At 71.4% G+C, this 25,634-nt stretch carries 24 protein-coding genes, 1 pseudogene and 1 riboswitch; of the genes and pseudogenes, 9 read left to right on the forward strand and 16 right to left on the reverse strand.

All coding sequences use genetic code 11. The features are described 5' to 3' along the window. Window positions 1-2: 2 nt before the first annotated feature. Window positions 3-1,847, reverse strand: a complete 1,845-nt coding sequence (locus tag CIK81_RS06685) for an ABC transporter ATP-binding protein (protein ID WP_096164166.1) — start codon at window positions 1,845-1,847, stop codon at window positions 3-5. Beyond that, window positions 1,844-3,643, reverse strand: a complete 1,800-nt coding sequence (locus CIK81_RS06690) for an ABC transporter ATP-binding protein (protein WP_241964050.1) — start codon at window positions 3,641-3,643, stop codon at window positions 1,844-1,846. Before CIK81_RS06690 ends, CIK81_RS06685 begins: the two co-directional genes overlap by 4 nt. Window positions 3,644-3,743: 100 nt before the next feature. Between CIK81_RS06690 and CIK81_RS06695 the strand changes: the two genes are divergently transcribed. From CIK81_RS06695 to CIK81_RS06710, 4 genes are all read left to right on the forward strand, one after another. Beyond that, the gene (locus CIK81_RS06695) at window positions 3,744-4,373 is read left to right on the forward strand and encodes a disulfide bond formation protein DsbA (RefSeq protein ID WP_114305402.1); all 630 of its coding nucleotides are present in this window, start codon (window positions 3,744-3,746) and stop codon (window positions 4,371-4,373) included. 52 nt (window positions 4,374-4,425) lie between these two features. After that, entirely contained in the window at window positions 4,426-4,911 is a 486-nt protein-coding gene (locus CIK81_RS06700; RefSeq protein ID WP_114305401.1) for a ribose-5-phosphate isomerase, read from the forward strand. Further along, window positions 4,911-5,954 (forward strand): Fpg/Nei family DNA glycosylase, encoded by a 1,044-nt coding sequence (locus CIK81_RS06705; protein ID WP_114305399.1) that lies wholly within the window; start codon window positions 4,911-4,913, stop codon window positions 5,952-5,954. Before CIK81_RS06700 ends, CIK81_RS06705 begins: the two co-directional genes overlap by 1 nt. 121 nt (window positions 5,955-6,075) lie before the next feature. Continuing rightward, the gene (locus CIK81_RS06710; protein WP_114305397.1) at window positions 6,076-6,561 is read left to right on the forward strand and encodes a GNAT family N-acetyltransferase; all 486 of its coding nucleotides are present in this window, start codon (window positions 6,076-6,078) and stop codon (window positions 6,559-6,561) included. A gap of 33 nt (window positions 6,562-6,594) precedes the next feature. On the opposite strand, the gene CIK81_RS06715 is transcribed toward CIK81_RS06710, so the two are convergent. From CIK81_RS06715 to CIK81_RS06740, 6 genes are all read right to left on the reverse strand, one after another. Then, window positions 6,595-7,029 carry an ankyrin repeat domain-containing protein gene (locus tag CIK81_RS06715; protein ID WP_096164266.1) on the reverse strand — a complete coding sequence of 145 codons (435 nt, stop codon included), beginning with the start codon at window positions 7,027-7,029 and terminating at the stop codon, window positions 6,595-6,597. A 44-nt stretch (window positions 7,030-7,073) separates the two neighbouring features. Further along, entirely contained in the window at window positions 7,074-9,176 is a 2,103-nt protein-coding gene (locus CIK81_RS06720; protein ID WP_114312377.1) for an ABC transporter ATP-binding protein, read from the reverse strand. Further along, entirely contained in the window at window positions 9,154-9,735 is a 582-nt protein-coding gene (locus CIK81_RS06725; protein ID WP_096164172.1) for an ECF transporter S component, read from the reverse strand. Before CIK81_RS06725 ends, CIK81_RS06720 begins: the two co-directional genes overlap by 23 nt. Window positions 9,736-9,782: 47 nt before the next feature. Next, window positions 9,783-9,890: riboswitch (TPP riboswitch) on the reverse strand. Between the two features lie 30 nt (window positions 9,891-9,920). After that, window positions 9,921-10,475 carry a hypothetical protein gene (locus CIK81_RS06730; protein WP_114305394.1) on the reverse strand — a complete coding sequence of 185 codons (555 nt, stop codon included), beginning with the start codon at window positions 10,473-10,475 and terminating at the stop codon, window positions 9,921-9,923. 5 nt (window positions 10,476-10,480) lie between these two features. After that, entirely contained in the window at window positions 10,481-12,496 is a 2,016-nt protein-coding gene (locus CIK81_RS06735; RefSeq protein WP_096164174.1) for a M13 family metallopeptidase, read from the reverse strand. 39 nt (window positions 12,497-12,535) lie between these two features. Beyond that, window positions 12,536-13,339, reverse strand: a complete 804-nt coding sequence (locus tag CIK81_RS06740; protein WP_096164175.1) for a hypothetical protein — start codon at window positions 13,337-13,339, stop codon at window positions 12,536-12,538. Between the two features lie 75 nt (window positions 13,340-13,414). Between CIK81_RS06740 and CIK81_RS06745 the strand changes: the two genes are divergently transcribed. Both CIK81_RS06745 and CIK81_RS06750 read left to right on the forward strand, forming a co-directional pair. Continuing rightward, window positions 13,415-14,470 (forward strand): ADP-ribosylglycohydrolase family protein, encoded by a 1,056-nt coding sequence (locus CIK81_RS06745; RefSeq protein ID WP_114305521.1) that lies wholly within the window; start codon window positions 13,415-13,417, stop codon window positions 14,468-14,470. Window positions 14,471-14,472: 2 nt separating this feature from the next. After that, the gene (locus CIK81_RS06750; RefSeq protein ID WP_114305392.1) at window positions 14,473-15,225 is read left to right on the forward strand and encodes an endonuclease/exonuclease/phosphatase family protein; all 753 of its coding nucleotides are present in this window, start codon (window positions 14,473-14,475) and stop codon (window positions 15,223-15,225) included. A 49-nt stretch (window positions 15,226-15,274) separates the two neighbouring features. Here CIK81_RS06750 and CIK81_RS06755 read toward each other — a convergent pair whose 3' ends face one another. Continuing rightward, entirely contained in the window at window positions 15,275-16,105 is an 831-nt protein-coding gene (locus tag CIK81_RS06755) for a PIG-L family deacetylase (protein WP_096164177.1), read from the reverse strand. After that, window positions 16,102-17,331 (reverse strand): glycosyltransferase, encoded by a 1,230-nt coding sequence (locus tag CIK81_RS06760; protein WP_096164178.1) that lies wholly within the window; start codon window positions 17,329-17,331, stop codon window positions 16,102-16,104. The genes CIK81_RS06755 and CIK81_RS06760 overlap by 4 nt, the downstream gene beginning before the upstream one ends. A 139-nt stretch (window positions 17,332-17,470) precedes the next feature. Here CIK81_RS06760 and CIK81_RS06765 point away from each other — a divergent pair, with 139 nt between their 5' ends. Further along, the gene (locus CIK81_RS06765) at window positions 17,471-18,070 is read left to right on the forward strand and encodes a trans-aconitate 2-methyltransferase (RefSeq protein WP_096164179.1); all 600 of its coding nucleotides are present in this window, start codon (window positions 17,471-17,473) and stop codon (window positions 18,068-18,070) included. 408 nt (window positions 18,071-18,478) lie between these two features. Here the strand turns inward: CIK81_RS06765 and CIK81_RS18710 are convergent. From CIK81_RS18710 to CIK81_RS06790, 5 genes and pseudogenes are all read right to left on the reverse strand, one after another. Beyond that, window positions 18,479-19,876: pseudogene (locus CIK81_RS18710) on the reverse strand (DUF222 domain-containing protein); the annotation flags it as partial. Window positions 19,877-20,382: 506 nt separating this feature from the next. Continuing rightward, window positions 20,383-21,024 (reverse strand): response regulator transcription factor, encoded by a 642-nt coding sequence (locus tag CIK81_RS06775; RefSeq protein WP_096164180.1) that lies wholly within the window; start codon window positions 21,022-21,024, stop codon window positions 20,383-20,385. Beyond that, a complete protein-coding gene (locus CIK81_RS06780; RefSeq protein WP_114355556.1) occupies window positions 21,012-22,331 on the reverse strand; it encodes a sensor histidine kinase in 1,320 nt (439 codons plus the stop codon). The genes CIK81_RS06775 and CIK81_RS06780 overlap by 13 nt, the downstream gene beginning before the upstream one ends. Window positions 22,332-22,405: 74 nt before the next feature. Next, window positions 22,406-22,834, reverse strand: coding sequence for an SRPBCC family protein (locus CIK81_RS06785; RefSeq protein ID WP_176485553.1), 429 nt, complete (start codon window positions 22,832-22,834; stop codon window positions 22,406-22,408). A gap of 82 nt (window positions 22,835-22,916) precedes the next feature. Further along, a complete protein-coding gene (locus CIK81_RS06790; RefSeq protein ID WP_096197393.1) occupies window positions 22,917-23,903 on the reverse strand; it encodes an NAD-dependent epimerase/dehydratase family protein in 987 nt (328 codons plus the stop codon). Window positions 23,904-24,010: 107 nt separating this feature from the next. Between CIK81_RS06790 and CIK81_RS06795 the strand changes: the two genes are divergently transcribed. Next, entirely contained in the window at window positions 24,011-24,772 is a 762-nt protein-coding gene (locus CIK81_RS06795; protein WP_096197394.1) for a TetR/AcrR family transcriptional regulator, read from the forward strand. On the opposite strand, the gene CIK81_RS06800 is transcribed toward CIK81_RS06795, so the two are convergent. After that, window positions 24,759-25,112: a hypothetical protein gene (locus tag CIK81_RS06800; protein ID WP_096164183.1), complete on the reverse strand. Its 354-nt coding sequence runs from the start codon at window positions 25,110-25,112 to the stop codon at window positions 24,759-24,761. The genes CIK81_RS06795 and CIK81_RS06800 overlap by 14 nt on opposite strands. Before the next feature lie 186 nt (window positions 25,113-25,298). On the opposite strand from CIK81_RS06800, the gene CIK81_RS06805 reads away from it, so the two are divergent. Next, window positions 25,299-25,580: an FmdB family zinc ribbon protein gene (locus CIK81_RS06805; RefSeq protein WP_114355557.1), complete on the forward strand. Its 282-nt coding sequence runs from the start codon at window positions 25,299-25,301 to the stop codon at window positions 25,578-25,580. Window positions 25,581-25,634: the final 54 nt, after the last annotated feature.

Consider the following 25,634-nt stretch of genomic DNA (forward strand, 5'->3'; position numbering starts at 1 on the left):
GCTCACCCCGCCCAGGCCTCCCACAGGGTGGCGTAGTCGCCACCGCGCGCCACCAGGTCGTCGTGCGTGCCCTGCTCCACGACCCGGCCATCGGCCATCATCAGGATCCGATCCGCCACCATCGCCTGCGAGAGACGGTGGGCGACGATGATCGTGGTGCGACCGTGCGCGACCTCGAGCGCGGCGCGTTCGAGCACCCGCGCGCCGGAGGAGCCCTCGTCGGCCGTGGCCTCGTCGAGCACCAGCACCGCCGGGTCCTGCAGGGCGACGCGCGCGAGCGCGAGCTGCTGGGACTGCTCGGCCGTGAGCCGCTCGCCCTTCTCACCCACCTCGGTGTCCAGACCTCGGGGGAGGCGCTCGGCCCACCCCGAGGCGTCCACCTGCTGCAGCGCCTCCCACAGCTCCTCGTCGGTCGCGGTGGGGCGTGCCAGCCGCAGATCCTCCTTCAGCGTGCCGCGGAAGACGTGGACGTCCTGGCTGACGATCGAGGAATGCGCTCGGGCGGCCTCGATATCGGCGCGCGTGAGGTCCGCCCCGCCGTGCAGCACCCGGCCGTGGCGCGGTTCGAGGGTGCCCGCGATGATCGAGGCGAGGGTCGACTTTCCGGCACCGGAGGCTCCCACCAGGGAGACCACCTCGCCGGGGGCGATCTCGAGATCGATGGGCCGCAGCACGACCCGCTCCTCGCCGTCGTCATCGGTGCCATAGGCGTGGGAGACGCCCTCGAGACTGATCGAGGCATCCAGCGGTCGCTCGTCGCCCGGGGAGGAGGCCGGATCGATCGCCTCGATGACGCCCACCATGCGGGTCAGGCTCGCCGCCGCCGACTGGACGTCGTCGAGGGAGAAGATGAGGTTCATCATCGGCCAGAGCAGGCTGATCAGGTACAGCGCCGCCGCGGTGACCAGACCGATCGGGGCGCCGCCCACGTGCACCATGGCGTAGCCCAGCACGAGCACCAGGGCGATCGAGAGGTTCTCGGGCCACACCACGATCTTCACCAGCTTGGTCACCAGCGTCATCACCCGCATGCCGAGCACGACCGCCGTCTCCGAGAGCACGGCGACGTGCCGGGTCTCGCGGCGCTCGATGCCGTAGGCGTGCACGGTGGGGATGCCGTGGATGGCCGAGAGCAGCCCTTGGGCACGGGCCCCCATCGCCACCCGTTCGCGCCGGTAGATGGGGGCGGTCTGCCGGAGGTACCAGACGGCGCTGAGCAGATACATCGGGACGACGATCGCCACCAGGATCAGCAGCCAGGGGGAGAGCGTCACCATGCCGATCAGGGTGACGACGACGTAGAAGCCCATCTGGATCAGGTTCGGCACCACGTTGTTGACGGCGCGCGCGGTCACGTCCACGTCGTCGGCGACGCGGGAGAGGGCGTCGCCGATGCCGGTGACCTCCATGCTCTGGGCGGGGAGGTCCAGCGCACGGTCGATCACGTCCTCGCGCATCCCGGCCAGCACCCGCTGCCCGAGCCCGCTGACCAGCGCCCAGCCCAGCGCGGAGAACACCGCCTGCAGGACACCGGCGAGCATGATCAGCCCGCCCTGGCGCCACAGCGCATCGGAGCCCGCACCCTGCTGGACGAGATCGACGGCGTCACCGATCAGGCGGGGCATCCAGGCCGCGGCGGCCGCGCCGCACGTGACCACGAGCAGGGTCAGCACCGTCATGCCCAGGAACTGGCGCAGCCGCCCGCCCAGATGGGCGAACGCCGCACCGATGGTCGCGATCGGCAGGATCTGGGCGTGCTCGTCGAGCTGCCGCCGCGCGGTGGCGTCGGCCTCGAGCAGCTCCTCGGGATCGGCGTCCCAGTCGACGACGCTGAGGTCCGCGTTCATCGCTGCACCATCTTCCGGTAGTCGTCGTGGTCCATCAGGTCCTCGTGGTCGCCGTGGCCGGCCAGGGAGCCGTTCCGTACGAAGGCGACCTGGTCGGCGGCCCGCAGCAGCGCGGGGGAGCGCGTGATCAGCAGGGTCGCGCGGTCGGGACGCTGTCGCGCGGCCACCAGCGCCTCGGCGATGCTCTGCTCGGTGACGGCGTCGACCGCGGTGGTGGGATCGTGCAGCACGAGCACCGGGGCGTCGGCCGCCACGGCGCGGGCCAGCGCGATCCGCTGGCGCTGACCGCCGGAGAGGTTCGCGCCGCGGTCCAGGATGCGGGTGTCGTAGCCCTCGGGCAGGATCCGCAGGAGGTCGTCCGCGCCGGCGGCGTGCAGTGCCGCATCGGCCCAGGCATCGGGCGCGGAGCCGTCCTGGGGCGGCGCGAGCACCGAGTCCGGCGCGCGCGTGGCGAGCTGCTCACGCAGGGTGCCGTCGAACAGATCCACCACATGCGGCTCGACCAGCAGATCCGCCCGATTGGTGAAGCGGTTCTCCCGCGTGACCTCGTCCCCGCCCAGGAGCACCTCGGCCAGCTCGGTGCGTCCGGAGATCGCTTCGATGAGCGCCTCGGCATCGCGCATGTCCGCGCAGGCGACCGCGACGACCCGGCCGTCGGGGACCAGGAGCTCGATCCCGCGCAGACGGCCGGTGCCGGATCCGCGCAGTCGCAGGCCGCCGGTGCCGGGCCGGCGCTCGCCGGGGCTCCGCTCGCCGCGTTCATCGCGGGCCAGGGCCAGGCGCTCCACGGCGAGCTCGGGATCATCGACCTCCCGGCCGAGATCGGCCAGCAGGTTCCGCACGCGCCGTGCGGACGTGGACATGCTCGCCCACCACACGGGCAGCCCCGACAGTCCCTGCAGCATGCCCATGTTGGAGCGGGCCACGCCGACGACCGCGATGAGCGTGCCGATGGTCATGTCGCCGGCGACGGTGCGCTGGGACGCGATGATCACGACGGCCGCCATCATCGCGGCGGTGACCAGGGTGGTCAGGCCGCTGGAGACCCCCGAGAAACGGGCGTTGACCAGGGCGGCGTCGAGCGCGGTGCGGGAGCGGCGGCGGTACTGGGCGCGTGCCCGGCTCTGCACGCCGAGACCCTGGAGCACTCGCAGTCCGTGGACCAGGTCGGTCGCGGTGGCCGCGGCGTCGGCGGCCTTGGACTGCTGGGCGTCGTACCGGGCCGACAGCACCGGGCTGATCACGCGCACCACGATCACCATCACGGCGATGCCGAGCATCGTGGCCAGGCCCAGCCATAGATCGAGGATCGCGAGCCAGACGCTGGCGGCGAGCACCACGGTGGTGGCCGGGAACGCCCAGGGCAGCATGTCCATGACGTCCGAGGCCTTGTCGGCGTCGGAGGTCGCGATGGACAGCACCTCACCGGCGGGGCGCTCGATGGGCTTCGAGCGCGGATCCAGGACGGCAGCGGTCACGGCGACGCGCAGCCGGTGCCGCTCGAACATGCGGGCGCGCTGGCTGGCCGCGAACATGATCGTCCACGCCCAGGTGCTCAGCAGGCGCAGCACGAAGATCCCGATCGCGCCGCCGACGGTCACCAGCAGGCTGCCCTGCACGATCCCGGCGTCGATGATCAGGCCCATCAGGACGGGCACCAGCATGTCTACCCCTTCGACGACGAAGGAGAGGGCCATGATCCAGGGGATCGAGCGACGGTGGTTGCGCACGATCGAGCGCATCACCCCGCGCGACGGAGCGGGGGAGGAGGGGGACGCGGACGAAGCGAGGAGCACCTGATGAATCCAACAGGCACCCGGCGATGGGCGCAACAGCATTTCCGAAGCGGCGGTGAGAGAATGGTCCCGACCATGTCCCGAGGGAAGGAAACCTGTCGTGAGCGCACGTCCTGTGGAGCTGTTCGTGGATCCTGTCTGCCCGTACGCGTGGATGACGAGCAGGTGGCTGCTGCACGCGGCGGAGGTTCGTGCGGTGGAGCCCACCTTCTCGGTGATGTCGCTGTCGGTGCTGAACGAGGGCCGCGACCTCGAGGAGGGGTATCGCCGGATGCTCGACGACTCCTGGGGCCCGGCCCGGCTGGCGATCGAGATCTCCCGCACCGAGGGCGCCGCGGCCTTCGCCCGCTGGTACACGGCCTGGGGCGAGCGCTATCACGTCGGCGGTCAGCACGATGATCGCCGTGCGGTCGCGGTCGCGGCACTCGACGCCGCCGGACTGCCCGCTGAGCTGATCGACGCCTACGCTCCGGTTCCCGGGGACGCGGTCGAGGAGGCCCTGCGCGCCTCGCACGAGGGCGCGATCTCCCGCGTCGGCGAGGACGTCGGCACCCCGGTGATCTCCTTCGGGAACGGCGAGGACTCCGTGGCCTACTTCGGCCCGGTCGTGTCCCCCGCACCGAAGGGCGAGGACGCCGGCCGGCTGCTCGACGCCCTGGAGACCATGTCCTCCCTCCCCGGCTTCTACGAGCTCAAGCGCTCGCGCACCGTCGGCCCCGATTTCCGCTGAATCCAGCCGGCCCACTGCTCCCCGACTCGTCCCAGAGAAAGAGAACCCCTTCATGCACGTGCACATCGGCACCGACCACGCCGGCTTCGAGCTCAAGAACCGCCTGGTCGCGGCATTGCAGGCCAAGGGTCACGAGGTCACCGACCACGGCGCCCACGCGTACGACGCCCTGGATGACTACCCTCCCTTCTGCACCTCAGTGGGCGAGGCCGTGGTGGCGGATCCGAGCTCGCTCGGCGTCGTCATCGGCGGCTCCGGCAACGGGGAGCAGATCGCCGCGAACAAGGTCACGGGTGTGCGCGCCGCGCTGGTGTGGAACGAGGACACCGCGAAGCTCGCCCGCCAGCACAACGATGCCAACGTGATCTCGGTGGGAGCGCGCCAGCACAGCGAGGAGGAGCTCGAGTCCCTCATCGACGTGTTCCTGGCCGAGCCCTTCAGCGGCGAGGAGCGCCACCAGCGTCGTATCGACCTGATGGCCCGCTACGAGGAGACCGGCGGCTACGGCACGGACGGCGCCGACGCCACCTCTGCGTGATGCCCGAGGGGCACACCGTCCACCGGCTCGCAGCGGCGCTGCGGGCCGGTTTCGGCGAGCAGAGGGTCCGCACGTCCAGCCCTCAGGGCAGGTTCTCGGAGGCCGCGGACCTCGACGGCTGGGTCCTGGCTGACGCGGAAGCCGTGGGCAAGCATCTCTTCCTCGCCTTCGTGCCGGATGCTTCGGTGGATGCCGGGGCGCCCGTGACCCGCTACGTCCGCGTGCACCTGGGCCTGTACGGCTCGTGGACCTTCGCGGGCGAACCGGGGTTCGCGACCGTGCACGCGATCGGCGCTCCGCGGGTGCGGATCGGGGAGCGCGAGGAGGGTCTGGACGACGGCGACGTCGACTGGCGACGGATCGTCCCGCGGCCGACGGCGCGGCTGCGGATCGCGGGTCCCCATGGTCTTGCCGACCTCACCGGGCCCACCGCCTGCGAGGTGCTCGACGCCGCCGGCCGGCAGGCGGTGATCGACCGGCTGGGACCGGACCCGCTGCGCGCCGATGCGAACCGACGGCGTTTCGTGGACCGGGTCCTCGCCTCCCGCACCGCGATCGGGGTGCTGCTGATGAACCAGGACGTCATCGCCGGGATCGGCAACATCTATCGCGCCGAGGTGCTGTTCCGGGCGCGTCTGGATCCGACCGTGCCGGGCCGGGATCTCACTCGCGGGATGGTCGAGGGGATCTGGGAGGACCTGGTGCCGCTCATGGAGTACGGGGCGCGCACCGGCCGCATCGTCACCACCCAGCCGGAGCACCGCGACATCGAGGCCCGCATCGTCGAGCGCTCCCGCGGCACCCGCCAGAACGGCGACGAGGACCCGGACGTCGTCCCGCGCGAGAAGTCGTTCTACGTCTACCACCGTCAGACCCTCCCGTGCCGGGTGTGCGCGACGGAGATCCGCAGCGCCGACATGGCCGCGCGCACCGTGTTCTGGTGCCCCCGCTGCCAGACGGTCCGATCGCGCCGGGCGACCTGGACCCGCGAGCATCCCGCAGCGCCCTGGGCCCTGGCTCCCGAGAGGTCCGAGCGTCCGTAGACTCGCGCGGATGAGCTCCTCCTCCGCGCAGGTGTCCTGTGACGTTCTCGGTGCTCCCCGTCACGCTTCGTCGACGGTCCCCGAGACCGCCTCGTGACCGCAGGTGTCATACCGTGTCGCCATGAACGCAGCGAGCACCGCATCCGACACCCGCACCCAGGTCCACCGCGCAGCGGTGGCCGACATCGCTTCGCGGACCCTCTATCTGCTCGCCAAGCTGCGCCAGGACGTCTTCAGCATCGAACAGGGCGCCACGGATCCGGACCTCGACGGCCGAGACCTCGAGGAGACGACGACGCTGCTGTGGATCGAGGCGGACGGCGAGCCGGCGGCCCACGTCCGCGTGCTCACGGAGCCCGACAGCTCGATGCGCATCGGCCGCCTCGCCGTGCGCGCGCAGAACCGGCGCGACGGCTTCGGCGGGCGCATCATGCGCGCCGCTCTGGATCTCACCGAGCAGCTCGCCCCGGAGCAGGTGGTGCGGATCGACGCACAGGCGTACCTCGAGGGGTGGTACAACGCCATGGGCTACAGGACCGTCGGTCCCGTCTTCCTCGAGGCCGGCATCGAGCACGTGCCGATGGAGTACCACCACCCGCGCAGCTGACCGCTCGGCCCGCCCGCGCCGGGGCCGTCCGGGTCAGCGTGCCGCGGTGATCAGCGCGACGATCTCCGTGCGCTCGAAGTACTTCGCGGTCTCCAGCGCGCTCGGCGTGCCGAGGTCGGCGTCGGCACCCGCGGCCAGGAGGACGTCGGCCACGTCGGTGTACCCCTTGAAGGCGACTCCGGCCAGCGGGGTCTGACCGCGGTCGTTGGGCAGATCCACGTCGGCCCCGCGGGCGGCGAGCTCGCGCACCAGCTCCGCATGCCCGTGATAGGCGGCGAGCATGAGCGGGGTGTTGCCGGCGCTGTCGCGCAGATCCACCGGAGCTCCCTGGTCGATCAGGGGCAGCAGCTGCGAGGAGTCTCCGGAACGGGCGGCGTCGAGCATCGAGCTCGCGAGCGCGATCACGGCCTCGTCCTGGCTCGCGCCCTGGGCCGGGCTCCGGTCGGCGTGCGGGAAGTCGTCGTTCATGACCTCAGGGTACGTCGCAGCGCTGACGCTCATCGCACGCGCGCTCATCGCACGATCAGCTCGGCGGCGAGGGGCCACACCAGCAGTCCCACGGCGAGCGCGGTCCCGACGAGGTCCGCGCGGCTCAGGCGGCTGGGCTCGGCCCAGGTGCGCTGTGTCGCGGTCGCGAAGCCGCGGGAGTCCATCGCGAGCGCCTGCTGCTCGGCACCGCGCAGGGTGTCCACGAGCAGCGCGAGCGTGGAGCTGGCGAGCAGCCGCGGGGAGGCGGGGGAACCGAGGCCACGCTGGACGCGTGTGCGGGTGATGATCTCCCACTGGCGGCCCAGATGCCCCACACGCACCAGCGCGACGACGGCTGCCGCGACCGGGCGGGCGGGGAGCCGCAGCCGGCCGCCGAGCGCATCACCGAGCGCGGTGACCTCCACACTGCCCAGCGCCAGCACGCCGGGGGCGACGAACACCATGATCCGTGCCGCTTCCTTGAGCCCCAGCAGCCACGCATCGCCCGACAGCGCCGGCGCCTCGCCCAGCAGCGCCGTGGTCCAGGCGAGCCCGGCGGCTGAGAGCAGGATCGGCACCAGACGCAGCAGACCTCCCCGCAGGGTGCGCACCGCGAGCGGAGCGAGCAGCGCCAGCGGCAGCAGGGCGAGGAGCCCGCCCTGCCAGGTCTGGACGGCGAACGAGCCCAGTGCAGCCAGGATCCCGATCAGGCACAGCGTGAGCGGATTGAGCGCGTCGGCCGGGATCCGGCGGGCGCGGGCCGACGGCGCCGCGGGTTCCGCGGAGGCCGGGAGCACCAGGGTCTCGTGCGCGTGGTCGATCAGCTCCGGATCGTGGGAGGCGACCAGCACCGCGCAGCCCTGGGCCGCGGCCTCGGTGAGCAGGTCCCGCACCTCGCGTCGCCGACGGGCATCGAGGCCCACGGTCGGCTCGTCGAGCGCGAGCAGGGACGGCCGCTGGGCCAGGGCGGCGACGATCGCGACGCGTCGCTGCTCGCCTCCGGACAGGCGGGAGGGATGGGCACCGGCGAGATGGGCGAGTCCGGAGCGGTCCAGCAGCTGGGCGGCGAACTGCTCGTCGCCCGCCCACGGGGAGGCGAGCACCTCCTCCCGCACGGTGCGTGCGACGAAGGAGTGCTCGGGGTTCTGGGGGACGCTCGCGATGCGCTCCCGCTCGGGCCGCTTGACGCTGCCGGTCGCCGGGGCCGTCGCCCCCAGCATCACCCGCAGCGCCGTCGTCTTGCCCGCGCCGCTCGGACCGGTCAGCACGGTGATCCGCCCCGAGGGCACCTCGAGATCGATCGTGTCCCGGAGGCCGCGTGCGGGCACGGTCACCCCGCGCAGAGCCGCCACGACCGGGCCGTCGTGAGCAGCCCCGGCAGCCCCGTCGGCGGACGTCGACCGGTCGCCGTTCTCCTCGACCACCCCGGCCTCGACGAGCAGCGCCCGCCGCTCGCGCAGGAGCGCGAGGGGCTCCCCATCGGCGAGCACCTCCGCCTGCGGGCCCAGGACCACCAGACGATCCACGTGAGGGAGCCACGGCTCGATGCGGTGCTCGGCCAGCACCAGGGTGCGGTCCCGGGCCGCCTCGAGGATCGCCGTGCGCACCTGCTGGGAGGTTGCTGCATCGAGCATGCTGGTCGGTTCGTCCAGCAGCAGGAGGTCGGGGCCCAGCGCGAGCGCCCCGGCCAGGGCCACGCGCTGCTGCTGACCGCCGCTCGCCTCCAACGGCGCACGAGACGGATCCAGGTCCACCCGGGCCGCGGCGAGCGCATCATCGGCACGCGCACGGATCTCCGAGCGGGGGAGCGCCGCGTTCTCGGGTCCGAAGGCGGCATCGCGGCCGACGCTCGCGGCGACCAGGGCATGGGCAGGGTTCTGCAGCAGCAGGCCCCGCTCTCCCGGACGGGCCGGCGCCGGAGCGAGCCCGCTGCCCTCCCCGGTCTCCGGATCCAGGAGTCCGGCGAGGGCCCGCAGAACGGTGGACTTCCCGCTGCCGCTCGCTCCCGCCAGCAGTACGCGCTGACCGGCGGGGATCTCGAGGTCCAGCCCTGCGATGGTGGGTTCGCGCCGCGTCAGCGGCCGCCAGGTCAGTCCCTGCAGGCGGAGCGCGGCGGGAGCGGTCTCAGGCCTCGACGGTGCGCGCATGCTCACGCCCTGAGGCGAGGGAGTCCACGGCGCCGGTCGCCGCGAGCGCCCGCGAGGCCGCCCAGCCCAGCGCGCCACCGAGGACAGCGCCGGAGAGCAGGAAGGCTGCGAGCAGCATGACCGCGAACGTCCAGCTCATCTCGGGGTAGTAGGCGAAACGCTCCCAGACCCACTCGAGCATGCCCGCGCACGCTCCGCCGAGCATCGCGACGGGCAGGGTGAAGCGGCGGTAGCGCAGCAGCGCGAAGGCGAGCTCGACGCCGCCTCCCTGCAGGAGTCCCGAGACCGCGGTGCCCCAGCCCCACTGGCCGCCCAGCAGCATCTCGAGCACGGCCGCGATCATCTCGGCGAGCAGGGCCGCGCCCGGCTTGCGCACGATCAGGGCGGCGAGCACGGCCGGCAGGAACCAGATTCCGGCGAGCAGCCCCTCTGCCGGTTTGAAGACGGCCGTGAGCGGCCCGATCAGCGTGTACAGCTGGCCGTATCCCAGGAACGCGACGCCGAAGGCGGCCCCGATGAGCACGGTGACCAGCAGGTCGACAGTACGGAAACGAGTCATCACTTCTCCTTCCACAACACGGAAGGGGCGCATGGCACCGAGGGTGCCCTGCGGAAATCCCGACTCCCTACGCCGGTGCGAGCCGGATCAGGTTCGAGGGTCTGCGCTGAATCGCGCACTCTCAGCACCACGGCGGTGCTCCCCTGTCAGTGGATGACGACGCCGAGTCTAGCCGGTTCCCGCGCTCAGCGGTGCGCGCGGATCGCCTGGCCGAGCGCCTCGGCCGTCCCGTCGAGGTCGTCCGGGCTGAGCAGATAGTTCGTGCCGGAGCGTCCGATGATCTCGATCAGGGTGCCGGGCCGGGTCACCATCATCCGGTACGGCTGGCGCACCTCCCCGGTGGTGAAGATCTTGCGATCGCCGAGGGGCGTGATCTCCTCCGGGGTGGAGGACGTCGCCGTGCCGCGACGCCAGCCGTAGCCGCCCAGCGTGACCCCGGCCGAGGAAGCCGGCACCGTGCGGTACTGGACGGTGCGGAAGTCCTCGAGCGGCCAGGGCCTGCGCGGCAGGAACCCGCCGAGGCTCACGGTGACCCCGCGCTCGTCGACGACGAACCGGGTGTGCTGGCCCATCCAGGTCCACAGGGTCAGCAGGGCGAAGACCATGGCGACCAGCAGCCCGGCGGCCACGCTGCTGCGCGAGGCCATCAGCAGCGTGGCGATCAGCCCGGCCACGACCGTCAGCCCGATGCGGGTCCAGCCGATCCTGGAGGGTCGCGTGGTGCCGACGTAGAACGGCATCCGGCTCACCAGATCGTCACGCGGTCCTCGGGGGCGCGGTACATCCCATCGCCCTCGCGCACGTCGAAGGCGTCATGGAATTCCTGGAGGTTCCCGACCACCGTGTTGCAGCGGAACTCCATGGGCGCGTGCGGGTCCACGGCGAGGCGACGGATCGCCTCCTGGATGCGGTTCTTGCCGCGCCACACCGTCGCCCAGGACAGGAACACGCGCTGCAGGCCGGTGAAGCCGTCGAGCTCCGCCGCGGCCTGCTCCGGGGTGCGGCTGCCGCGGTAGGCCTTGACCGCGATCGACAGGCCGCCGAGGTCGCCGATGTTCTCGCCGATCGTGAGGGCGCCGTTGACGCGGTGGGTGTCCTCGAGCTCGCGCGGGGAGAGCTGGGAGTACTGGGTGATCAGGCGGGCGGCCCGCTCGTCGAAGGCCTCGCGGTCCTCGATCGTCCACCAGGAGGCGAGGTTGCCGTCACCGTCGTACTTGGAGCCCTGGTCATCGAAGCCGTGGCCGACCTCGTGGCCGATCACCGCGCCGATGCCGCCGAAGTTCACCGCATCCTCGGCCTCGGCATCGAAGAACGGCGGCTGCAGGATCGCGGCGGGGAACACGATCTCGTTGCGGCCGGGGTTGTAGTAGGCGTTGACCGTCTGCGGGGACATGTGCCATTCGTGCTCGTCGATCGGACCGCCCACCTTGGCGTACTCGAAGTCCGCGTCGAAGCGACGAGCCGAGCGCACCGTGGCGACCAGGTCGCCCGGCACCACGTCGAGTCCCTCGTAGTCGCGCCACTCGTCGGGGTAGCCGATCTTCGGGGTGAACTTCTCGAGCTTCGCCAGGGCCTTGTCCCGCGTGGCCGGCGTCATCCACTCGAGCGACTGGATGGAGCTGCGGTAGGCGTCCATGAGCGCATCCACCAGCACGGTCATGCGCTCCTTGTGCGCGGGCGGGAAGTGACGGGAGACGTACTCGCGGCCGACGGCGAAGCCCGCGACCCCCTCGACGAAGCCGACGCCCCGCTTCCAGCGCTCGCGCAGCTCTTCCGCGCCGGACAGCACGCGCCCGGAGAACGCGAAGTCCTCGTCGACCAGAGCCGCAGGCAGGTACGGCGCGTAGGAGCCGACGGTGTGCAGCGCGAGCCAGCTGCGCAGCACGTCGAGGTCCTCGGCGGCCAGCAGCTCCGCCGCGGCGGAGACGAACTCGGGCTGGCCCACGGAGACGACCTCGAAGGCTTTCGCGGGGGCGCCGGTGCCCTCGATGTACGCGTCCCAAGGGAACTGCGGGGCCAGCTCGCGCCGCTGCGCGGCGTCCATCGGGTTGTACGACTTCTCGCGGTCCCGCAGACGCACGACGTCGGCGTGGCAGGCGGCCAGGCGGGTCTCGAAGTCCATCACCGCGGCGGCGAGGCCCTCGGCGTCCTCGCCGCGCAGGCCGGGGCGGCCGGGCAGATCGGCGAGCCGGGCCATGTTCGCGAGGTGGGTGACATAGGCCGAGCGGATCTCGGCGTAGTCCTCCTCGCGGTAGTAGGACTCGTCCGGCAGGCCGAGGCCGCCCTGGTGGATCTTGACCTGGTAGCTGGTCGAGTCGTGGTCGTCGGTCCAGACGTAGGCGAGCAGCGCGCTCGCGCCGGAGTCCGGGGCGGCCATCGTGCGCACCAGCGCGTCGAGGTCCGCGCTCTCGCTGATCGGGGCGAGGAGGTCCTCGAGCGGGGCCAGGCCAGAGGCCTCGATCGCCTCGGTGTCCATGAACATCCGGTACAGCATGCCCACCCGGGCATGATCGGTGGTGGGCACGGCGCTCGGGTCGGTGATATCGGCCGCAGCTTCCTCGATGATCTCGCGCACCCGCTCCTCGGAGAGGTCCCGCAGTCGGTGGAAGGCCCCGTCGCTGGAGCGGTCCGCAGGGATCTCGTGCGTGTCGAGCCAGCGGCCGTTGACGTGGCCGAAGAGGTCGTCCTGGAGGCGGATGTCGGGATCGACCTCGGTGAGGCGGAGGCCCGAGCGGGCGGTATCGGTCGGGGCAGCGGTCATCATCGGCTCCTGCGAGGTCGAGGGTGGGTCAGAACGGGATCAGAGGGAGACGAAGCTCAGGGAGGCGAGTGCGAGCGTGAGCAGGCCGATCGCGACAGGGGCGTACGCCCAGGGGGTGCGGGAGCGCTCCGCGGGAGCGCGGCGCTGCAGCACCAGCGTGGACAGCCCCGAGCCGATCGACAGCACGACGGTGCCGATCACGAGCACGGGGGACATGACCACCAGCACGGTCGCGCCGATCTGGAAGGCTGCGGTCCCGATCACATCGAGCAGACGCATCACCACGGTGGAGCGGGCTCCGACACGCTCGGAAAGCAGCGTCGAGATGGCGTCCTTGGACCAGTTCGACGGGCGGGCGATCCGGCGACGCGTCGAGACGGTCTGCGCGGTCGCGAGGGCGAGCCACACCAGAGCGGCGCCCGCACCGACCCACACGCCGAGCTCGGCGCGGATGTCGGCGGGCCACAGCAGCAGCGCGATCAGCACGGCGGCGACGCGCAGCAGCTCCTCCACGGCGCTGCGCACCGCGAGCAGACCCGGGTTCACCGCCAGCTGCTTGCGCGTGCGGGATACGAAGAAGCTGGTCACCACCAGGGAGACGAGATGCGCGGCACCGAGAGCGATGCCCAGCAGCAGCACGACGGGGCTGGTGGGAGCGGCCGGCAGGATCGCCAGGAGCATCACCACGGCGAGCACCGGGATCAGCAGCGCGAGGATCGACAGGCCCTTGACGAGGTCCTGCACCAGATCGGCACCCGTGGGCGGGTGGTCGTGGCCGGTGTGGTCATGCGGATCGGTGCAGTGCGGATCGGTGGATCCGGGGGCGCCCGTGGTGTCGGTCATGGAGCTCCTTCGAAGTCCTCACCAGGGTACTGGCCTCAGGGAGCACTGTGCCCGATGTGGAACGATGAGGAGGTGATGACCAACGCTGCACCGACCCTGGCTCAGGGCCTGGATCCCGCCCAGCGCCGCCGCGCCGCCGGGTCCGTGATCGCTGCGGCCACCGGTGACGCCCTCGGCGCCCCCTACGAATTCCAGTCCCCGGTCGTCGACTCCGAGGACATCGACATGATCGGCGGCGGCGTCCTGGGATGGCAGCCGGGGGAGTGGACCGACGACACGTCCATGGCGATCGTGGTCCTCGAGGCGGCTCTGTCCACGTCGAACCGCCATGACCTGCGGGTCGAGTCGGCACAGGACCAGATCGCCCGCGAGTGGTACTCGTGGTCGCTGGGCACGCCGGACATCGGCACGCTCACCTCACAGGTGATCCGTCGGGCCACGGACGGCGCCCGCGCCGCGGGGCACTACATCCCGCGAGCCGCCGATTTCCGGGCCGCGGCGATCTCCGCGCACGACGATCTCCCGGCGACGGCGGGCAACGGCTCGCTCATGCGCACCCACGCCGCCGTGCTCCCGTACCTGCTGGCGTCGGACGACGACGCCGCTGAGGGCATCGACGCCGTGTGCCGACTGACACACGTGCATCAGGACACCACCGAGGCCTGCATGCTGTGGGGCTTCGCGGTGCGGCACGCGATCCTCACCGGCGAGGTCGACGTGCGCCGCGGCCTGCCGCGACTGAGCGAGGACCGCCGCCAGCTGTGGATCGAGCGGATCGAGGAGGCCGAGCAGGCGACTCCGGCCCTGTTCCGCCGCAACGGCTGGGTGGTGGGCGCCTTCCAGGCCGCATGGTCCGCGATCACCCGCGTCGGACCGATTCCGGAGGGGAAGTTCGCTCAGCGCGACACCCTCGTCGCCGCCCTCGAAGCTGCGGCTCGGGCCGGCTACGACACCGACACCGTGGCCTGCATCACCGGGGCCCTGATCGGTGCCGCGCTCGGACCGAAGTCGGTGCCCCCGGAGTGGCGGCGCATGCTGTTCGGATGGCCGGGCTATGAGGTGGACGAGCTGATGGGACTGGTGGAGCGACTGCTGGAGCCCTGGGTGGCGTCCGGCACCAAGGAGAGCTGACCGTGACGGACAGGAACGCGACCCACGGCAGGGGCACGGATGCCGGCGACGGCTGGGACCTGCGCATCCTCAGCTGGAATCTGTGGGAGCTGCGCGGTGACCTGCGGGCCGTCGTCGAGGCGGTGCACGATCTGGACCCCGATGTGCTCCTGCTCCAGGAAGCGCCCCGTCTCGTGCTGCCCACCACGCGGCTGGCCTGGTTCGCCCGACAGATCGACCGCCGCAACCTGGTCGGCGGATTCGGCGGCCGCGGGCTGGCGATCCTCGCGAAGGACCACGTGGCGGCGCAGGTGATCCGTCGCGGCATGCATCCCGTCGCCCAGACGCTCTCCGACCTGAACTCGACCTACCCGCGCGGCGTCGCCGCTGTGCGGCTGTCGGTCCCCGGCGGCGGCGCGGTCGTGGTCTCCTCGATCCACCTCGCCCTCCAGGAGGAGAATCGCCTCACGCACGCGCGGCACCTGGCGGGCCTGGTCGAGAGGACCGGAGCGCCCGTGATCGTCGGCGGCGACCTCAACGAGACCGCCGACGGTCCTGCCCGCAGCCTGCTCGCCCCGCTGCTGTCCGATCCGGCGGCGCAGTCCGAGCACACCTTCCCCGCGAAGGCTCCTGTGCGCCGCATCGACGCGGTGCTCGCCACGGCAGACGTCACGGTGCGTGGAGCCCGCGCCGTCACCTCCACCGACAGCGTGGACGCCGCGCGTCTCGCCGGCGCCTCCGACCACCTGCCCACCCTGCTCGACGTCACCCTCTGACGCACGAGAGCACCTGCCGCGATCACGGGACCGCCGGACCGCGAGAGCGTCAGCGGCGCAGCCTGAGGCCGGTGCGCAGGGGCACCACGTCGGCCTGGCCGCCCACGTGTCGGATCGCGATGCCGTCTCTCCGCTCCGGCCCCGCCCATCCGATGACGCGGAGCTGCGTGCGGTAGGACTCAGCTGCCCGCCGCACGGTCTCCCCGGTCCCGGGATGATCGCGCCACAGGAACGCGTCCGCTGCGCTTCGGCCGTCGGCCCCGTCGGCCCCGTCGGCCCCGTCCGCCCCTTCGGGGGCTTCACCGCTCGCGACCTCGAGCAACGGGGCCCCGGTCCGGGTGCATGCGGCCGCGGCCACATGGTGCGCCTGCACATGATCGGGGTGACCGTAGGTTCCGCCGTCGTCATAGCCGACGACCACATCGGGGCGCACGTGCTCGATCAGCGCGACCAGGTCGGCGACGGCGTCCTCGAGCGGCCGCCGGGTGAAGCTGTCGGGCCCGGTGGTGTCCGACGGGCCGGCGAGCCCCTCCCGGATCCACTGCATCCCCGAGTCGCGATAGACGCGCGGGTCCGCGCCTGCGGCGAGGGCGGGCGCCGTGCCGAGCATGTGGCGCGCGGCGATTCCGAGGGTCGCGGTGGCCTCGTCGATCTCGGCCTCGCGGATGAGTTCGAGCGGTCGGGTGTCCCCGGGCTCGACCGCGCCGGGCACGACCTCGCCTTCCTCGCCCCGGGTCGCGGTGACCAGCTCGACGCGGGTCCCGGAGGCGGTGAGGGCTGCGATCAGGGCGCCGGTGGAGAGGGATTCGTCGTCCGGATGAGCATGCACGGCGAGCACCGTGGAGGCCTCGTCCAGCAGCTGCCAGGGGTCGATGGTCATGCTTGCGTCCCTCCTGCGGTGCGGTCGGTCTCGAGAACGCCCGCGTAGAGATCGGCGAGAGTCGCGGCGGAAGCCGTCCACGTGCGGGTGGTGGCGAACTCGCGGGCGGAGCGGACGGCGCTGGCGTAGCGATCAGGATCGGCCAGCAGGGTCTGCGCGGCCTCGGCCCACACATCGGGGTCTCGGCTGGTGAGCACGACGCCCTCGGGCCCCACCGCCTCCTTCACCCCGCCCGCGCAGCGCCAGGCGATCACCGGGGTGCCGCTGGCCTGCGATTCGAGCGCCACCAGCCCGAAGGTCTCCGACCAGCTGGTCAGCAGCAGGACCCCGGCGCAGCGCATCGCCTCGGCGAGCTCGTCGCGGTCCAGGGAGCCGACGAATTCGATGCGGTCGGCGACACCGAGGTCACGAGCGCGGTCGCGCAGCTCCTCGAGGTAGTCCTGGAAGTCCTCGGAGACACCGCCGGCGAGCACGAGCCGCGCCCCGAGATCCGGGTCGAGGTGGGCGAGCACCTCGAGCGCCAGGTCCGGGGCCTTCAGGGGCTGGAGCCGGGCGGTGAACAGGAGGGTCGGCCGGACCCGACGTTCGTCGATGTCGTCGCACGGACGGAACGTGTCCACGTCCACGCCGGGGCGGACGACGGCCAAGCGCTCGGTGGGCACGCCGTAGCGCTCGGCGATGGTGCTCGCCTCAGCATCGGAGACCGCGATGACGAGGTCGGAGCCGGTGGCCACGAACTGCTCGCCAGGGATGCGCCCACCGGACTCGGCGGGCTCGCCGGCATCGAGGGATTCCGCACCGTCGGGCGCTGCCACCGAGTGGAAGGACTGCAGGTGGGGGAGCCCGAGCTCGCGGGTGACGGGGAGTGCGGCCACTCCGCTAAACCAGTGGTGGGAGTGCACCAGGTCGTAGTCACCGTCGATGAGGACCTTCTGCAGGGACTCGCGGAACGGGGTGATCGCCTGCTCCATCGCGCTCTTGGCGAGCGGACGTGCGGGGCCGGCGTCGAGATGGTGCAACCGGATCCCGTCGGCGACTTCGACGACGGCGGGGGCCTCGGGGTCGCGGCGGCGCGTGAACAGGTCCACGTGGTGCCCGAGACGGGCGAGGGCCCGGGCCAGTTCCAGGACCACGACGTTCATGCCTCCGGCATCAGCACCTCCCGGCTCCTCGAGGGGCGAGGTGTGCAGAGAGATCGCTGCGATACGCAAAGGGGCGACAGACATGAACGCATCTTAGGCGTGACGGCGCGATCGCCGGCCGGGATGAGGTCGCGTACCGCAGATGTTCGCCCGTGACGAAAATAGAGGCGTCCTGTGTCACGGGAAGTTGAAACCCATCATTAACTCGTAGAGCCTGATTTCCATGGATACGGCGGAGAAGGTGGACTGGGCGGCCCTGAACGTCCATGCTGCGGGCCGTCCTGCCCGTCGGCTCGTAGCAAAGGCGATCGCAGCGGCCGGCGGTGATCGTCAACCGGGCGTGGTGCTGGATCTCGGCGCAGGTGCCGGGGCCGATTCGCTGCAGTTCGCACGACGCGGCTGGACCGTGCACGCCTACGACACCGACGACACCCTCGCCGCCCGGCTCGTGGAGAACGAACGGATGACCGGCTCGGTGGAGTTCCATCACACCGACATCGCCGCAGTGGATGCGTTCCCTGCCGCGCAGATCGTCTACTCGACCTACACGCTGGGACTTCTGGGGCCGACGGCCCTCGAGGAGACCTGGGCCAAGCTGGTGGCGGCGCTTCCTCGCGGGGGAGTGATGGCGGTGGACATGTTCGGGGTCAACGACACCTGGGCGGACCGTCCCGACATCGCGACCCTGCCTCTTGAGCAGATCGACGCGATGTTCCGCGGATTCCACATCATCGATCGCACCGTGCGGGACGAGGACGGCCGCTTCCTGGCCGACAAGAAGCACTGGCACGTCATCACCACCCTGGCGCGCAAGCTCGGCTGACGCTGCGGGCTCTATGGCCTGAGTGATCACGACCGTCGACGATGCGGACTGCGTGAGTAGGAACGGACAGGTGGAGGATCCTCCACTGGTCGGATCGGGCTCTCCGGGATCGGCTGATTCAGCTGATTCGGCTGGTTCAGTCGGTTCAGTCGGTTCGGGGGACGCCGTGATGAGCGGACTGCGGGGATCCACCAGGCGCGGAGTGCGTGAGATCCCCTGCGCTCCATGAGGGCTCGACCAGGACCAGCCGGAGACGGGCCCCGAGCCCAGCCCCTCCTTGCCGTCCGTGATGTCCGTGCCCTCCGCGATGTCCGTACCGTTGCGGGCTGTCGTGTCGGAAGCCTGAGCGCCGCGGCCGGAGGTGTCCGTGACCCGGGTGAGCACCCAGTCCCCGGCCTCCTTGAGCAGGTTGCAGCGCACACACAGACCCTGACCGTTGTCGTAGCTGGTGGGGCCACCACGGCGATACGGTTCGGCGTGGTCGATCTGGCGCACGACAGCATTGCACCACGGCGTACGGCAGGTGACATCGCGCCAGCGGATCATGCGTGCCAGCCCGTCGGGGAAGGCCCGCGCCCGAGACTCCATGGCGATCAGCTCTCCGGTGCGGGGGCTCGTGTACAGGCGCCGGTAGAAGGCCGAGAGCTCTGCATCGGGATGCGCCGGCTCCGAGCCGCGCTGGCGCCCCGGGGGCGAACCCCTCAGGGTGTCGGTGACGATGTGCGCCGGAATCGCCCCATACCCCTCGAGCTGAGCGCATTCGGTGTCGTCGCCGCGGCCGAGCAGAGCGGTGTCGGTGATGATGATCCCGACGTCCAGTCGCGAGGAGCGGCGGGACCCTTTCCGGCGGCGGGCGGTGGACCGGCCGTCCACCTCCGCGGGGGACGAAGTCGGCGGGGTGGCGCGCAGAACGGCGTCCACCAGGAGATCCGCCTCGAGCGCCCGGACCGCGTCGCGGGCACCGGCGGCCCGCCGCGATTCCGCCCCGCGCTGGAGAGCCTTCATCACCCCGGCGGCGTCGATGCCACGCAGCACCGCGCTCACCCGCGCCATGCCGTCATCCAGAGGCGTCATGGTCACGTGGCGGGCTCGTGCGGCACGCTCGGCCCGATCCCGTGATGCATCGGGTTCGAGCCGTTGCACGGTCCGCGCGAGCTCGGCACGGAGCCTGCGCTCACCGATCCCGTGCAGCGAGTCGGGGTCGGCGACGATCTCCCGGTCGATCACCGCGCAGGTGGCAGCGTTCGTGTGGGCGAGGGCGCTGGCCAATGCGGTTGCCTTCGGCTCCGTGATCCGGCCTTCGCGGAGCAGCTCGAGCGCTCCGGGAAGCTTCGTCACCAGCCTTCGCGCGGCGGCGAGGGAGAACGCGCCGGACGCAGGGGCGCGCCGACGAGCCAGCGCGATCTCATGTGCAGCGCGCCGACCCTGCTCGGCGGTGGGGACGTCGCGCTGCTCGTCGTCCTCGCGGATCCGGCGCTCGGCAATGACCTGCCAGGTCGCCTCGACCGCAGCGAGGGAGGAACGCAGGTGATCGAGGCCCGCGAGCACGGCGAGCGACTCCTCCGCGGAACGCGGAGAGGTGTCAGGGAGCGGGTCGCGCACCGAAGCGGTCTGCGTGAAGGCGTGCAGGGTCGCTGTGACGATCTCGGCGAGCACCAGTCGCGCTTCGGGACCGCCCGCGACCGCCACGAGCCTCCTTGTGGCCTCCTCCAGGATGTCGGCGCCGACGCTCGCGGACCCGCTCGACGGTTCTCCCGGCACGGGAGCCGTCTTCGCGGGTCGGTCCCCGGACGTCGCTGCACTCATGCTCTAAGCGTATGCCTGTTCGAAATCCACCGGTAGATCGCGGCACCCCTCTGTGGATAACCCCGAGGATGCGGATGATCATGTGGATGAAAATGTGCAAAGGCGGCCACTGTGGAGGAACCGTCATGCGCTGCGATGGCTGCGGAGTCTCCGACCGGTCCGGGGTCTTCAGCACCGCACGCAGGTGACGGAGGTCTTCTGGTCCGGTGGTGCACGAGTTCGCGACCGAGGAGTGCCCAGTCGCCGTGCGGGGCGGGGGTAAGTATCCGTCGCGTGAATGTACTGAGGGGCGCCGTCAATACCGCCGAGAGAAGTGTGGAAAAGTCGCGATGGGGAGGAAAGAATACTTCTCGCGAGATGAATCAATGTGCTGACCCCCATCGGGCCATGGAGGGAAAATGCTCGACGCCTCGACGCCTCGACGCCTCGACGCCTCGACGCCTCGACGCCTCGACGTCTCGACGTCTCGACGTCTCAATGCCTCAGCAGTTCAACGACCCAGCCGCTCAACGACCCAGCAGTGTCAGCACGGCGGTCACCCGGCGGTGCACGCTCGAGCCCTCGCTCAGGCCGAGCTTCGCGAACAGGCGCTGGGTGTGCTTCTCCACCGCCCCACCGCTGATGAACAGTCGCTCCGAGATCCCGGCGTTGGTGAGCCCCTCGCCCATCAGCTCGAGCACCTCACGCTCTCGCGGGGTGAGGTCATCGAGCGGAGTGCGCCGACGTGAGGCGATCACCTGACCCACCACATCGGGGTCGATGGCCACGCCTCCTGCCGCCACGCGTTCGATCGATTCCAGGAACGCACGGATGTCGAACACACGGTCCTTCAGCAGGTACCCCGTGGCGCTCTCGCCGGATTCGATCAGCTCGGTCGCATAGCTGACCACCACGTACTGGCTGAGCAGCACGATCGGCGCATCGGGCCAGGAGCGTCGGATCTCCTGTGCTGCCCGCAGCCCCTCATCGCTGTGGCTCGGCGGCATGCGGATATCGGAGATCACCAGCTCAGGGCGGAGCTCCAGGGCGCGGGCCACGAGCTCGGTGCCGGTCGCGGCCGTGCCCACCACCTCGTGTCCGGCATCTTCGAGCAGCAGGCGCAGACCCTCGCGCAGCAGCGCGGAATCATCGGCGATCAGGATGCGCACGGGATCACCGCCTCCACCTGAGTGCCGCGGCCGACGGGGGAGGTCACGGTGAACGTGCCCTCGAGGGAGGCCACGCGTCCGGCCAGGCCGGCGAGCCCGCCTCCGGTCCGCATCTCGGCGCCGCCGCGCCCGTCGTCCTGGATCCTCACCTGAGCATCATCGCCGATCCGAGCCACGTCCACGTGGACCTGCTGGGCACCGGAGTGCTTCGCAGCGTTGGTGAGCGACTCCGAGACCACGTAGTAGATCCCGATCTCGACATGCTCGGGCAGCTCGACATCACGGCACTGGACCGTGGCGGGCAGAGGGGAGATGGCCGCGAGCTCGGTGAGCGCCGCGGCCAGGCCGCGGTCCACGAGGATCGGCGGGGCGATGCCGCGGGAGAGCCGACGCAGGTCATCGAGCGTGAGCCCCAGCTGTTCACGGGTCTGGCGCATCACCTCGCCGGCCTTCTCCGGGTTCTCGGCGGCCAGGGACTCCGCGCGGGCGAGGTCCATCGTGGCGCGGACCAGGCGCTGCTGGGGCCCGTCGTGCAGATCGCGCTCGAGGCGCCGCAGCGCGGTGGACTCGGCGGCGCGACCTGCGGCGCGGGACTCCTGGGTGCGCAGCAGCCGCTGCTGGGTCTCGTACCGTGAGCTGAGCAGGCCGTGGGCGAGGCCGCGGTGCGCGGCCCTGAGTCCTCGCACCAGCAGACCCACGGTGAGCAGGAAGAACAGGCCCATGGCGACCTGCAGGACGATGTCGAGCGCGAGTTGGTACTGCTCGGGCGCACCGAGCAGCGCGCCGAGACCGTTCACATCGTCCTCCGGCAGGACCCGGTCCAGGACGAGGGTGGAGACCGGTCCGCCGATGATCGCCAGGGAGCCGACGGCCCAGGTGAGCGCGAGAGGGAACGTGATGAGGACCAGGAGGAAGTTGGCGAGGATCCACAGGGCATCCAGCCATGACTGCGGATCGGTCAGCGGCGTGACGAGGCGCCGCGCCCGGCCCGCGCCCTCCGGCGCCTGTTTGGGAGCGGGACGGGGAAGGTCGGCGCCGAGCAGCGAGGAGCCCAGTGCCCGCCCGACGGTGGCGAACCCGTGCGCCGTGAGCACTCCGCCCACGAGGATCGGCAGGCCGATCCAGATCACCACGGTGCCAGCGCCGGCGGCCAGCAGGGTCAGCACGATGCTGAATCCGAGGGCGCCGAGCACGAGGGAGACGAAGGCATAGGCCAGGAAGAGGCCGATCCTCGTCGCCCACCGGCGGGCGGACCAGCGCTGCACGGGTGGGGTCTCGGCCGGTGGGGACATGGTCATGGTGTTCATGTCTCAACTCTGTCGCCGGATGGTCGTCAGCCCCATCCTGTCACCAGGTCAACCGATGTCGGGCTGGCCCGACGTCAGCTCGCCTCGAGGAGGCCCTTCAGCGTGTCCAGGTCCTCCGCGACGGCTGCGGCATCCTCCGCGAACTCCGACTCGGACATGGTGCCTCGACGCAGCGTGAACACGACTTCGCTGCGCTGCTCGTCCAGTGGCAGCACGCGCACGGGGTTGAGGACGGACTCGCCGGTGGCGAGGGTGACGGTGTGGTCGAGGACCCCGTACTCGTTCTCCGGCACGAAGCTCACCAGCACCCGACCCATCGGGGAGTTCATCGACCACTGGGAGACCTCGCGCTGCACCTCGCTGCCGGCGAGCCCCGCTGCCCAGCGGGGGAGGTTCTGCGGATCGCTCGCGTACTCGTACACGGCGCGCCAGGGACGATCGATGACGATGTGCAGATGGCGGGAGACGCTGCCTCCCGAGGACGGCTCGGTGTTCTCGCTCATGCCCGCGAATTTAGCAGGCCGCGCCGACGGAGTACCCACCCCTGCTGCTCCGGATGCTCGGGCTGTCCTGGGGGAGGAGTCCTCACGACGACAGGGGAGAGCTCGTGGAGACCGGTGCGGCGTCGGCCCCCGCGCGGATCGACGCGGCTTTGTCGGCGGAGGCTCGCACGGCGTCGGGCCAGGAGGTCGGCTCGAGGCCGTCGACGGTGGTGAGGATCCCGGGGCGCAGCACGCAGGGCGCGTACCAGAGCCTCGAGATGCCGGACAGCTCCCGGGCGAAGGTGTTCACGCCGGACAGTGCACGCAGCGCCACGAGGGGCACGCGCACCGGCCGTCGGGCCGGCCGACCGAGCAGGGACGAGGCGTGGGCGATGAGCTCTCGCTGGGAACGAGCCGGGGCCGACGGGGCGTTCAGCACGGCATCCCCGTTCGGGGCGAGACGCGCGGCGTGCCGGGCCCCATGGAGCATCGCGCGGGCGAGATCGGGGATGTGGGTGAGCGTATGCGCTGCGGCGGGGTCGCCCACCACGATCGGACGCTGCCCGGCGGCGATGCGCTCGATGATCATCGCGCTGGCCACTGACGCTCCGGTGCCCACGGCCGTCGGCCCGACGAGATCCGAGGCGATGAGGCTGAGGGTGCGCGCCGGATGGCGACGACGCTGCTCGAGCAGGAGGAGGCGCACCTCGCCCTTGGCGTCCAGCGGAGCAGGCTCCGCGCCTTCGGCGAGGTCGGCGGCCCGGCCCTGGAAGGCGTACATGGACTCCGGGAAGACGACGGGGACGTCGTGAGCAGCCGCCGCCTCGAGCACCGCGAGTTCGCGCGGGGGCAGGTCACGCCGCCAGATGCGTGCGTCGTAGGCGGCATGGAAGCAGGCGTGGATCGCGTCCGCCCCGGTGACGGCCGACTCGATCGCGGCAGGGTCCAGGACGTCCCCGGCGACGCGGTGGATGCCGGGGCTGGACGCGATCTCGCTGCGCCTCAGCACGGTGACGGTGTCGCCGTCCCCCAGGGCGCGATCGATGATCGCGCGGCCGATCTGTCCTTCTCCGATGACGAGATGATGCATGGGAACTCCTAAAGGGTGAGCACTGCTCTCTATGTGACAGGTTCAGTGAACACCGCTCTCCGGGAGACGTCAAGAGCAGTGCTCTCGGAATGTGGCAGGATGGCGTCATGGATGACGAGACGACGGCGACCGGGCAACCGACGACCCCGCGAACTGCGACCCCGCGACCTGTGACGCCGCGCGCGCAGGCCCGGGAGCGCACGATGCGACGGATCGTCGAGCTGGGGAACGCGCAGCTCGTCGAGTGCGGGGCGGGCGGGCTGAGCGTGCGTGAGATCGCGCGCGGACTCGGCATGGTCTCCTCGGCGGTGTATCGCTATGTGCGCAGCCGCGATGAGCTGCTCACCCTGCTGATCATCGACGCCTACGGGGATCTCGCCGATGCGGTGGACGGTGCGCTCGACGAGGCGTCCGAAGCGCCCCGGGAGAGGTTCACGGCGCTCGCGGAGTCGATGGTGCAGTGGGCGATCGCGCACCCGGAGCGCTGGACGCTGCTGTACGGCACGCCAGTGAGCGGCTACGACGCCCCGGCCGAGAGCACCAATGCCGACGGCACCCGGGTGATGGCCCGCATGCTCGCGATCGCTGCCGATGCCGATGCCGCTGCCGACGCCGGTGCGAGTGCCGGGCGGGGGGAGGGTGTGCACGTCACCCCGGATGTGCGGGCGCTGCTGGACGCCCATCTCGAGGAGTTCGGGGTCGAGTCCGACGCGATGGCCGCCATGCGCGCCGTGACCGCCTGGAGCAGTCTCGTCGGGATCATCAGTGCTCACGTGTTCAGGCAGCTGGGCGCCGATGCCGCGGCCATCGGCGAACAGATCCTGGGGAGTCAGACCGAGCTGCTGGCCGATCTCGTCATCGGACGCTGACTCGACTCACGCCCGTTCGGGTGCTCGCCGACTGCGACTGCTCCCACGCCGTCACGGCGATGTGCGCGGCGGACCGGACCGACGAGGGCTCCCGCAGGCGCGCTCCGTCGGCCTCCGGCACGGCGACCACCCAGCGGGCCCGCCCGCGTCGGCGCATCCGGCCGATCTCGATGCCGCGACCGTCGGCCACCGGGATGAGCAGGGCGCCGCTCGGGCCCACCTGCAGGTGCTGCGCGAGATCGGGCCGCCTCTCGAGCAGGAGGGCTCGGATCTGCTCCCGCTCGTCCTGAGCGGTGCCGCCCGTCGAGGGGTGTGCGAGGACCGGTCCTGTCGTGGTCATGCCCCGAACCTAGGGACGGGGTCCGACAGGCGAGCGCCGACGGACGAGCGCCGACAGGCGTCATCGCGTTCTCCCGGCCTCCTCCGGGGCGGTCGATCCTGCTGCTCCCGTGCGAACCGCTCCCTACTCTCCGCTCGACGGGCTACGGTGAGCAGTGATCGTGAGCCGTGTCACTCGGAGGTCGATGTGCCCCTGTACGAATTCCGCTGCGAGAACTCCCATCTGCATGAGCTGATGCTGTCGATGTCGGCCGCCGATCGCCATGCCGCCTGCCCCGAGTGCGGGAGCGACGCGACGCGGCTGATCAGCTCGCCGGCGCTCGGGCACCTCCGCACGGCGCGCGCCGATCTCATCGGCGAGACGGGCGAGCGCGCACCCCCGGCCGTCGTCGACCGCGTGCCCGGTGCCCGGCCCGATCGACCCGCGCCATCACGACGCCGCCGCGCGCGCGCGCTGCCGCGCCCCTGAGCCGGCCCTGGACCTGACGGCGCCGGTCCGCGGCGTCGCCGCTGTGGAAGGAGA

It is taken from the genome of Brachybacterium sp. JB7, assembly GCF_003335205.1.
Classification (GTDB): domain Bacteria; phylum Actinomycetota; class Actinomycetes; order Actinomycetales; family Dermabacteraceae; genus Brachybacterium; species Brachybacterium alimentarium.